Genomic DNA, 10517 nt, shown 5'->3' on the forward strand with positions numbered 1-10517 from the left:
CTCTCCGAGCGCATCGTGCGCGATGACGTCTTCACCTCGATCCACATCGAGGAGTTCGAGGTCATGGCCCGCGACACCAAGCTCGGCCAGGAGGAAATCAGCCGTGACATTCCGAACGTCGGCGAGGAAGCGCTCAAGAACCTCGACGAGGCGGGCATCGTCTACATCGGCGCCGAAGTGAACGCCGGCGACATCCTGGTGGGCAAGGTGACGCCCAAGGGCGAAAGCCCGATGACGCCGGAAGAGAAGCTGCTGCGCGCCATCTTCGGCGAAAAGGCGGCCGACGTGCGCGACACCTCTCTCAAGGTGCCGCCGGGCGTCGAAGGCACCGTGGTCGAGGTCCGCGTCTTCAACCGCCGCGGCGTCGACAAGGACGAGCGCGCGCTCGCCATCGAGCGTGACGAGATCGAGCGTCTGGCCAAGGACCGCGACGACGAAAAGGCCATCCTGGAACGCAGCTTCTACAGCCAGATCCAGGAAATGCTGATGAACCAGACGGTGGCCGGCGGGCTCAAGGGCCTGAAGCCGGGCACGCGCATCAACGACAAGGTGCTGGGCGAGTACACGCCGGGCCAGTGGCGCCAGATCGCGGTCAAGACCGACAAGCGGCAGTCCGAGCTCGAAGCGTCGAACAAGCAGTTCGACGAGTCGATGAAGCGCCTGCAGGACCGCTTCGACAGCAAGGTCGACAAGCTGCAGCGCGGCGACGAGCTGCCGCCGGGCGTGATGAAGATGGTCAAGGTCTTCGTCGCCACCAAGCGCAAGCTGCAGCCGGGCGACAAGATGGCCGGCCGTCACGGCAACAAGGGCGTCATCTCGCGCATCATGCCGCTGGAAGACATGCCGTACCTCGAGGAGGGCGTGCCGGTCGACATCGTGCTCAACCCGCTCGGCGTGCCTTCCCGCATGAACGTCGGTCAGATCCTCGAGACCCACCTCGGCTGGGCCGCGGCGGGTCTCGGCAAGAAGATCGGCGACATGGTCAACGGCGCGCGCGAGGCGTCGATGGCGCAGGTCCGCAAGACCCTGCGTGAGATCTACGGCGAGAAGTCGTTCAAGGCCGACATCGCCGACCTCGACGACGAGCAGACGCTCGAGCTGGCGCGCAACCTCAGCAAGGGCGTGCCGTTTGCATCGCCGGTGTTCGACGGTGCGCACGAGCCCGACATCGTCGACATGCTGGAGATGGCCGGCCTCGACAAGTCGGGTCAGGTCACCCTGGTCGACGGCCGCACCGGCGAACCGTTCGATCGCAAGGTGACCGTCGGCTACATCTACATGCTGAAGCTGCACCATCTCGTGGACGACAAGATCCACGCGCGGTCGATCGGCCCTTACAGCCTCGTTACCCAGCAGCCGCTGGGCGGCAAGGCGCAGTTCGGCGGTCAGCGCTTCGGCGAGATGGAAGTCTGGGCGCTCGAGGCCTACGGCGCCGCCTACACGCTGCAGGAGATCCTCACCGTCAAGTCGGACGACGTCGCCGGCCGCACAAAGGTCTACGAGGCCATCGTGCGCGGCGACGACACGTTCGAGGCGGGTATCCCCGAATCCTTCAACGTTCTGGTCAAGGAGCTGCGCTCGCTCGGCCTCAACGTCGAACTGAACCAGTCGGCCACGTGAGCGTGGCCGACCTCTTCTCCCTCGCGAATTAAGTCCAACGAAACCGTAGGACCATATAAATGACCGACCTCATCAACGTACTGGGCCAGCCGCAGGGCACTCCGACCTTCGACGAGATTCGCATCTCGATCGCCAGCCCCGAGCGCATCCGCGCCTGGAGCCACGGCGAGATCAAGAAGCCGGAAACCATCAACTACCGGACCTTCAAGCCGGAGCGCGATGGCCTGTTCTGCGCCCGCATCTTTGGACCGATCAAGGACTACGAGTGCCTGTGCGGCAAGTACAAGCGCATGAAGTTCCGCGGCATTACCTGCGAGAAGTGCGGCGTCGAAGTGACGCTGACCAAGGTGCGGCGCGAGCGCATGGGCCACATCGAGCTGGCCTCGCCGGTCGCCCACATCTGGTTCCTGAAGTCGCTGCCAAGCCGCATCGGGCTGCTGCTCGACATGACGCTGCGCGACCTCGAGCGCATCCTCTACTTCGAGAACTACGTCGTTACCGAGCCCGGTCTGACGCCGCTCAAGTACCGTGAACTCCTCAACGAGGAGCAGTACCTCAACGCGCTCGACGAGTACGGCGACGATTCGTTCCGCGCCGACATCGGCGCCGAGGCGATCCGCGCCATGCTGCAGGTCATCGACCTCAACGAGGAGCGGCCGCGCCTGCGCGAGGAGCTGCGCGAGACGACGTCGGAGGCCAAGCGCAAGAAGCTGGTGAAGCGCCTGAAGCTCTGCGAGAGCTTCATCGAGTCCGGCGCCCGCCCGGAATGGATGATCCTCGAGCTGGTGCCGGTGATCCCGCCCGAGCTGCGCCCGCTGGTGCCGCTCGATGGTGGCCGCTTCGCCACCTCGGATCTCAACGACCTCTATCGCCGCGTCATCAACCGCAACAACCGTCTCAAGCGTCTGATGGAGCTGCGCGCGCCCGACATCATCGTGCGCAACGAGAAGCGCATGCTGCAGGAGTCGGTCGACGCCCTGTTCGACAACGGCCGCCGCGGCCGCGTCATCACCGGCGCCAACAAGCGCCCGCTGAAGTCGCTTTCCGACATGCTCAAGGGCAAGCAGGGCCGGTTCCGCCAGAACCTGCTCGGCAAGCGCGTCGACTACTCCGGCCGCTCGGTCATCGTGGTCGGTCCCGAGCTCAAGCTGCACCAGTGCGGCCTGCCCAAGAAGATGGCGCTCGAGCTGTTCAAGCCGTTCATCTACTCGCGGCTCCAGGCCTACGGCATGGCCAACACCATCAAGGCTGCCAAGCGCATGGTCGAGAAGGAGCGTCCCGAAGTTTGGGACATCCTCGAAGAGGTCATCCGCGAACATCCGGTGCTGCTGAACCGCGCGCCGACGCTGCATCGTCTCGGCATTCAGGCTTTCGAGCCGGTGCTGATCGAGGGCAAGGCGATCCAGCTCCATCCGCTGGTCTGTACGGCCTTCAACGCCGACTTCGACGGTGACCAGATGGCGGTGCACGTGCCGCTGTCGCTGGAAGCCCAGCTCGAGGCGCGCGTGCTGATGATGTCGACCAACAACATCCTCTCGCCCGCCAGCGGCAAGCCGATCATCGTGCCGTCGCAGGACATCGTGCTCGGCATCTACTACATCACGCTCGAGCGCGACGGCGAAGTGGGCGAGGGCTCGCTGTTCGCCGAGATCGGCGAACTCGAGCATGCGCTGCACAAGCGCTCGATCACGATGCACAGCAAGATCAAGATGCGTCTCGAGGCCTACGACGACAAGGGCGTGCTGGCGAACCGGGTGGTCGAGACCACGCCGGGCCGCATCCTGCTGGCGCAGATCCTGCCCAAGCATCCCAACCTGCCGTTCTCGCTGATCAACCGGCTTCTCACGAAGAAGGACCTGCAGAACGTCATCGACTCGGTCTATCGCCACTGCGGCCAGAAGGACACGGTGATCTTCGCCGACCGCCTGATGGGGCTGGGCTTCTATCACGCCTGCCGCGCCGGCATTTCCTTCGGCAAGGACGACCTCGTCATCCCCGCCGCCAAGGTGAAGCTGGTCGCCCAGACCACCAAGGAAGTGAAGGAGTTCGAGCAGCAGTACCAGGACGGCCTGATCACCTCGGGCGAGAAGTACAACAAGGTGGTCGATGCCTGGTCGCGTTGCTCGGATCGCGTCGCCGAGGAGATGATGAAGGGCATTTCGACGCCCACGCCCGGCAAGCCGGTCAACTCCGTGTGGATGATGGCGCACTCCGGTGCGCGCGGATCGACCACGCAGATGAAGCAGCTGGCCGGCATGCGCGGCCTGATGACCAAGCCCTCGGGCGAGATCATCGAGACGCCGATCCTTTCCAACTTCAAGGAAGGCCTCTCGGTGCTGGAGTACTTCAACTCCACTCACGGCGCGCGCAAGGGCCTGGCCGACACCGCGCTCAAGACCGCGAACTCGGGGTACCTCACCCGTCGACTGGTCGACGTGGCGCAGGACTGCATCATCTTCGAGCCCGATTGCGGCACCACGCGCGGCCTCACGATGCGTGCTGTGGTCGACGGCGGCGACGTAATCGAGCCTCTCTCCGAGCGGGTGCTCGGCCGCACGGCGCTCGACGACGTCGTCGATCCGCTGAACGGCACGGTGATCTGCAAGGCCGGCGACCTGATCGACGAGGTCACGATCGAGCAGATCGACAAGGCCGGCATCGAGGAAATGCGCATCCGGTCCGTGCTCACCTGCGACACCAAGATCGGCGTCTGCGGCAAGTGCTACGGTCGCGATCTGGCGCGCGGCACCCCGGTCAACATCGGCGAGGCGGTGGGCGTCATCGCCGCCCAGTCGATCGGCGAGCCGGGCACGCAGCTTACCATGCGTACCTTCCATATCGGCGGTGCGGCCCAGCGCGGCGCCGAGCAGTCGGCCATCGAGGCGAGCCATGACGGCCGCATCCAGGTGCGCAACCGCAACGTCGTCGTCAACAGCCAGGGCGTGCCGGTCGTTATGGGCCGCAACACCGAACTGGTGCTGATCGACGGCGCCCAGCGCGAGCGTGCCAAGCACCGCGTGCCCTACGGCGCGCGCCTGCTGGTCGACAACGACGTGCCCGTGCACAAGGGCCAGAAGCTCGCCGAATGGGACCCCTACACGCTTCCCATCATCACCGAGAAGGCGGGCAAGGCAGTCTACGTCGACCTCGTCGAGGGCGTGTCGATGCGCGAGGTGATCGACGACTCGACCGGCATTTCCAACCGCGTCGTCGTCGACTGGAAGGGCCAGCCGCGCGGCGGCGACCTGCGTCCGCGCATCGCCATCCACGATGCCGAGGGCAAGCCCATCGTGCTCGCCAACGGCCAGGAGGCCCGCTACCTGCTCTCGGTCGACTCGGTCCTGTCGGTCGAGAACGGCCAGGAAGTCCATGCCGGCGACATCCTCGCGCGTATCCCGCGCGAGGGCGGCAAGAACCGCGACATCACGGGCGGCCTGCCGCGCGTGGCCGAGCTGTTCGAAGCGCGCAAGCCCAAGGATTTCGCGATCATCTGCGACATCTCGGGCCGCATCGAGTTCGGCAAGGACTACAAGAACAAGCGCCGTGTCGTGATCGTGCCGGAGGGCGAAGCCGAGCCCGTCGAGTACCTGATCCCGAAGGGCAAGCGCATCGCGGTCCAGGAAGGCGACTTCGTGGAGCGCGGCGACCTCCTGATCGACGGCAACCCGGTGCCGCATGATATTCTGCGCGTGCTGGGCATCGAGAAGCTGGCCGAGTACCTGGTCAACGAGATCCAGGAGGTCTATCGCCTGCAGGGCGTGAAGATCAACGACAAGCACATCGAGACGATCGCGCGTCAGATGCTGCAGAAGGTCGAGATCACCGACGCCGGCGACTCGACGTTCCTGATCGGCGAGCAGATCGACAAGCAGGAATACGAGATGGAGAACGCCAAGCTTGCTTCCGAGAAGCTGAAGCTCGCCAAGGCCGATCCAGTCCTGCTCGGCATCACCAAGGCGAGCCTGCAGACCAAGTCGTTCATCTCGGCGGCCTCCTTCCAGGAGACCACCCGGGTGCTGACCGAGGCGGCCGTGTCCGGCCGCGTCGACACGCTGCAGGGTCTCAAGGAGAACGTCATCGTCGGCCGCCTGATCCCGGCGGGTACCGGCGGAGTCGTGAACCGCATGAAGGCGATCGCCGCCCAGCGCGACCGGGCCATCCTGGCCGCCGGCGCGGACGGCGAGGACCGGCCGGTGCCGACCCTCGAAGAGGAGCGGGCGGCCGACTGATCGTCGCCCGATCGCACAAATCGAAGGCCGTCCCCGGAAGGGGGCGGCCTTTCTTTTTGGGCCCCGAGTGGACCATTTCCCGGCACACCTCGTTGTGCCACGCGGTGTCCCGCACCTTGTGCCATGAACCGAGGTCAACCCCTTGATCCGGCTGCCTGATCGCTCCCTGACAGACCGTGCCACCGGCGCCGGCCGCTGCGCCCGATGAGTGTCCGTAAAATCACCGCCGCAAGAGACCTGGAGTGGACCAAAAAAAACGCCCGGCGGATTTCTCCGTCGGGCGTCTCCCATCATGGCAGAAAATCTAGCTTAAACCTGCTGAAGTTGCAACTTTCAGGAAATCCCGTGCCAGCCAGTCCTCGCGGCGGAGTTGCCAGACCATTTGCGGTCCCCGGCCGGCGACATACTCTCCGATCATCAGATCGACCAGCTGGGCGCCCTGCTTTTCCTTGATGCGGCGCGACGCATGGTTGTCCTGTGCGTTGCTGAGCCACAGATGCGGCCAGCCGAGGTCGCAAAAGGCGTATCGCGTCACCCGTTCGGCCGCCTCGGTCATCAGGCCCTTGCCGTGGAACTCGGGGTCCAGCCAGAAGCCGCGCTGGTCGCGGCTCACGTCGTCGTCCGGCCAGAGGTCGATGCGGCCGATCAGATCGGCCGGGCCCGACTTCGGGATGATCGCCCAATGGGACTTCTGGCCCCGTGCCATCGCCTCGAGGCAGATCGCGACATGGGCCGCGGCGCCGTCTGCGGGGTAGGGCCAGGGAATCCCGGCGTTCAGCCAGCGCACGATCTCCCATTTGGGGAACCGGCGCTGGATCACAGGCGCGTCCTTGCTGCGCACGGGACGCAGGACGAGGCGCCGTGTCTCGAGCACGGGTGTCGGCGGCATGGGCCTGGACGGAGGACTGGAGGGTAGCCGGGCGGGTGGCATCGTGGGTCTCGCTTCCGTTGGCCGGAGGGGCGGGACCCGTTGCGTTGACCCCGACCTTCGCGGCGGGGTCAGGGTTTTCAAGTCGGCTTCTAGATCAGAACGCGCGCAACTTTCCCCGCCCCAAAGGAGGTACCTTTGGTAGCCGAGGTCATACGCGGGTCTTGACGCAACATGGCAGCGGACATAGCGCACATGGCGCGCGAAGTAAACTTGTGGCCGTGACGAGGCAGACCACAAGATGTGGTTATAAGATTCTTGCGTGGCCTTGCGACGCCGAGTCAGGAACGAGTCGTCGGATGCAGGCGAGGAATAGCCAAGGATATCAATGAGAAGCGTGCTTGACGCCCCGGCGCGGCAATCATATAAGCGCGCCACCTCGCCGGGGGGCTGGTTAGTAGGCCGACAAGCCTAGACACAGCCTGACGTCGAGGACCGCTACAAGTCAGGCCTTTTGGCCGCAAAGCTTTTCCTTCGCGCGGGGCTGCGCTCTTGCCGCTATGCCCGCGTATTTGCTTTGCGCCACGGTGCTGATGTGGGCGGACCCGAGACGGCGTTAAGGAAACCGAAATTCTATGCCGACGATTAACCAGTTGATCCGCAAGCCGCGCCACGGCCTCACGTCGCACAACAAGGTGCCGGCGCTCCAGGCCTGCCCGCAGAAGCGTGGCGTTTGCACCCGCGTCTACACGACGACCCCGAAGAAGCCGAACTCGGCGCTCCGCAAGGTCGCCAAGGTCCGCCTCACCAACGGCTACGAGGTGGTGAGCTACATTCCCGGCGAAGGCCACAATCTGCAGGAACATTCGGTCGTCATGATCCGTGGTGGCCGCGTCAAGGATCTTCCGGGCGTTCGCTATCACATCATTCGCGGCACCCTCGATACCCAGGGTGTCAAGGACCGCAGGCAGCGCCGTTCGAAGTACGGCGCGAAGCGTCCGAAGTAAGGCGGGAGGAAGCACACATGTCTCGCCGTCGCGCCGCTGAAAAGCGTGAAGTCCTTCCGGACGCCAAGTATCACGACATCGTTCTCTCGAAGTTCATGAACACGCTCATGGAGCGTGGCAAGAAGTCGGTCGCCGAGCGTGTCGTCTACGGCGCCCTCGACGAGGTTCAGAGCAAGCTCAAGCAGGATCCGGTCCCGGCCTTCCACGAGGCGCTGGAGAACGTGAAGCCGGCCGTCGAAGTCCGTTCGCGCCGCGTCGGCGGTGCCACCTATCAGGTGCCCGTCGAAGTCCGTCCGGAGCGCCGCCAGGCGCTGGCCATTCGCTGGATCATCCAGGCCGCCCGCGACCGCTCGGGCCACAGCATGACCGAGAAGCTCTCGGCCGAGCTGCTCGACGCCTTCAACCGCCGCGGCAACGCGGTCAAGAAACGCGAAGACACGCACAAGATGGCCGACGCCAACAAGGCGTTTGCGCATTATCGCTGGTAAGCGCGTCTCAAGTCCCCTCCCAGAAAGCCCAGTCCATGGCTCGTACCACCCCCATCGCGCACTACCGCAACATCGGTATCATGGCGCACATCGATGCCGGCAAGACGACGACCACCGAGCGCGTCCTCTATTACACCGGCAAGTCGCACAAGATCGGCGAAGTCCATGATGGCGCCGCGACGATGGACTGGATGGAGCAGGAGCAGGAGCGCGGCATCACGATCACGTCGGCCGCGACCACGTGCTTCTGGAAGGTCGAGACCGGCCCGTACAAGGACGTCAGCTATCGCGTGAACATCATCGACACGCCCGGCCACGTCGACTTCACGATCGAGGTCGAGCGTTCGCTGCGTGTGCTCGACGGCGCGGTTTGCGTATTCGACTCGGTGGCCGGCGTCGAGCCGCAGTCCGAGACCGTGTGGCGCCAGGCCGACAAATACGGCGTGCCGCGCATCTGCTTCGTCAACAAGATGGACCGGACCGGCGCAAACTTCTATCGCACCGTCGACATGATCGTCGATCGCCTCGGTTCCAAGCCGCTGGTGACGCAGCTCCCGATCGGTTCCGAGTCCGACTACAAGGGTTTGGTCGACCTGGTCTCCAACAAGGCCATCATCTGGCTGGAAGAGACGCTGGGCGCGAAGTTCGAGGTCGTCGAGATCCCGGCCGATATGAAGGAAAAGGCCGCGGAGTATCGCGCCAAGCTGATCGACATGGCTGTCGAACAGGACGACGAGGCGATGCAGAAGTTCCTCGACGGCGAGGAACCCGACTACGACACGCTGATCAAGTGTATCCGCAAGGGCACGATTTCCTACGCGTTCGTTCCGGTGCTGTGCGGCTCGGCCTTCAAGAACAAGGGCGTGCAGCCCATGCTCGACGCGGTGGTGAACTACCTGCCGGCGCCGAACGACGTGGCCGACGTCAAGGGCATCAAGATGGGCACCGACGAGCCGATCACGCTGCCGACGAACGACGAAGCGCCGATGTCGGCGCTGGCCTTCAAGATCATGACCGACCCGTTCGTGGGCTCGCTCACCTTCGCCCGCGTCTACTCGGGCGTGCTCGAATCGTCGAGCGGCGTGCTCAACAGCACCAAGGACCGCAAGGAACGTATCGGCCGCATGTTGCTGATGCATGCCAACAACCGCGAAGACGTGAAGGAAGCCCGCGCCGGCGACATCATCGCCCTGGCCGGCCTCAAGAGCGTCACCACCGGCGATACGCTGTGCGATCCGGACCATCCGGTGATCCTCGAAAAGATGGACTTCCCCGATCCGGTCATCGAGCTCGCCATCGAGCCGAAGTCCAAGGCCGACCAGGAGAAGCTCGGCCAGGCGCTCGGCCGTCTCGTCCAGGAAGATCCGACATTCCGCGTCACGACCGACCCGGAGACGGGACAGACCGTCATCAAGGGCATGGGCGAGCTCCATCTCGAGATCAAGGTCGACATCCTGCGCCGTACCTACAAGGTCGACGCCAATGTCGGCGCTCCGCAGGTCGCCTATCGCGAGACGCTCGGCCGCAAGGCCGAGATCGACTACACCCACAAGAAGCAGAGCGGCGGCTCCGGCCAGTTCGCGCGCGTGAAGATCGTATTCGAGCCGGGTGCGCCGGGCTCGGGCTACAGCTTCGAGAACAAGATTGTCGGCGGCTCGATTCCCAAGGAATTCATTCCCGGCGTCGAAAAAGGCCTGGCGGCCTCGCGTGAAACCGGCGTGCTGGCTGGCTTCCCGACGATCGACTTCAAGGCGGTCCTGGTCGACGGCAACTACCATGACGTCGACTCGAGCGTGCTGGCCTTCGAAATCGCTGCCCGGGCGGCCTTCCGCGAGGGGCTTGCCAAGGCGCAGTGCAAGCTGCTCGAGCCGATCATGAAGGTCGAGGTGGTGACGCCTGACGACTACATGGGCGACTGCATCGGCGATCTGAACAGCCGGCGCGGCCAGATCCTCGGCATGGATGCCCGCGGCAACGCCCAGGTCATCGATGCCATGGTGCCGCTGGCCAACATGTTCGGCTACGTGAACACGCTGCGGTCGATGACCCAGGGTCGCGCGGCCTACACCATGACGTTCGACCACTACGCGCCTGTGCCGCAGGCCGTCGCGGACGAAGTCGTCGCTAAGCTGGCGGGCTGAGAAGCTGCCGATTTGACTAGGACCGATTGATTAGGGACCAAGACCATGACGAAGGCGAAGTTTGAGCGGAACAAGCCGCACTGCAACATCGGGACGATCGGTCACGTCGATCACGGCAAGACGTCGTTGACGGCAGCGATCACGAAGATCCTTGCGAAGACGGG

At 64.6% G+C, this 10517-nt stretch carries 6 protein-coding genes and 1 pseudogene; 6 read left to right on the forward strand and 1 reads right to left on the reverse strand.

Annotated features, from left to right (window positions below):
* A pseudogene (locus EPO55_RS26045) lies at window positions 1–1620 on the forward strand (DNA-directed RNA polymerase subunit beta); the annotation flags it as partial.
* 59 nt (window positions 1621–1679) lie between these two features.
* Entirely contained in the window at window positions 1680–5849 is a 4170-nt protein-coding gene (gene rpoC / locus EPO55_RS26050) for a DNA-directed RNA polymerase subunit beta' (RefSeq protein WP_296340544.1), read from the forward strand.
* A 304-nt stretch (window positions 5850–6153) separates the two neighbouring features.
* Here the strand turns inward: rpoC and EPO55_RS26055 are convergent, their stop codons facing one another.
* Window positions 6154–6738, reverse strand: coding sequence for a GNAT family N-acetyltransferase (locus EPO55_RS26055; RefSeq protein ID WP_296340546.1), 585 nt, complete (start codon window positions 6736–6738; stop codon window positions 6154–6156).
* Window positions 6739–7352: 614 nt separating this feature from the next.
* Here EPO55_RS26055 and rpsL point away from each other — a divergent pair.
* The 4 genes from rpsL to EPO55_RS26075 form a co-directional block, all read left to right on the forward strand.
* Window positions 7353–7724 carry a 30S ribosomal protein S12 gene (gene rpsL / locus EPO55_RS26060; RefSeq protein ID WP_296340548.1) on the forward strand — a complete coding sequence of 124 codons (372 nt, stop codon included), beginning with the start codon at window positions 7353–7355 and terminating at the stop codon, window positions 7722–7724.
* Window positions 7725–7741: 17 nt separating this feature from the next.
* Window positions 7742–8212 carry a 30S ribosomal protein S7 gene (gene rpsG / locus EPO55_RS26065; protein WP_296340550.1) on the forward strand — a complete coding sequence of 157 codons (471 nt, stop codon included), beginning with the start codon at window positions 7742–7744 and terminating at the stop codon, window positions 8210–8212.
* 35 nt (window positions 8213–8247) lie between these two features.
* Complete coding sequence (gene fusA, locus EPO55_RS26070; RefSeq protein WP_296340551.1) at window positions 8248–10353, forward strand: elongation factor G; 2106 nt, start codon at window positions 8248–8250, stop codon at window positions 10351–10353.
* A 45-nt stretch (window positions 10354–10398) separates the two neighbouring features.
* On the forward strand, window positions 10399–10517 hold a 119-nt coding region (locus EPO55_RS26075; RefSeq protein ID WP_296340008.1), incomplete at its 3' end, for a GTP-binding protein.

Origin of the sequence: Reyranella sp. (assembly GCF_004296935.1) — a bacterium.
GTDB lineage: Bacteria > Pseudomonadota > Alphaproteobacteria > Reyranellales > Reyranellaceae > Reyranella.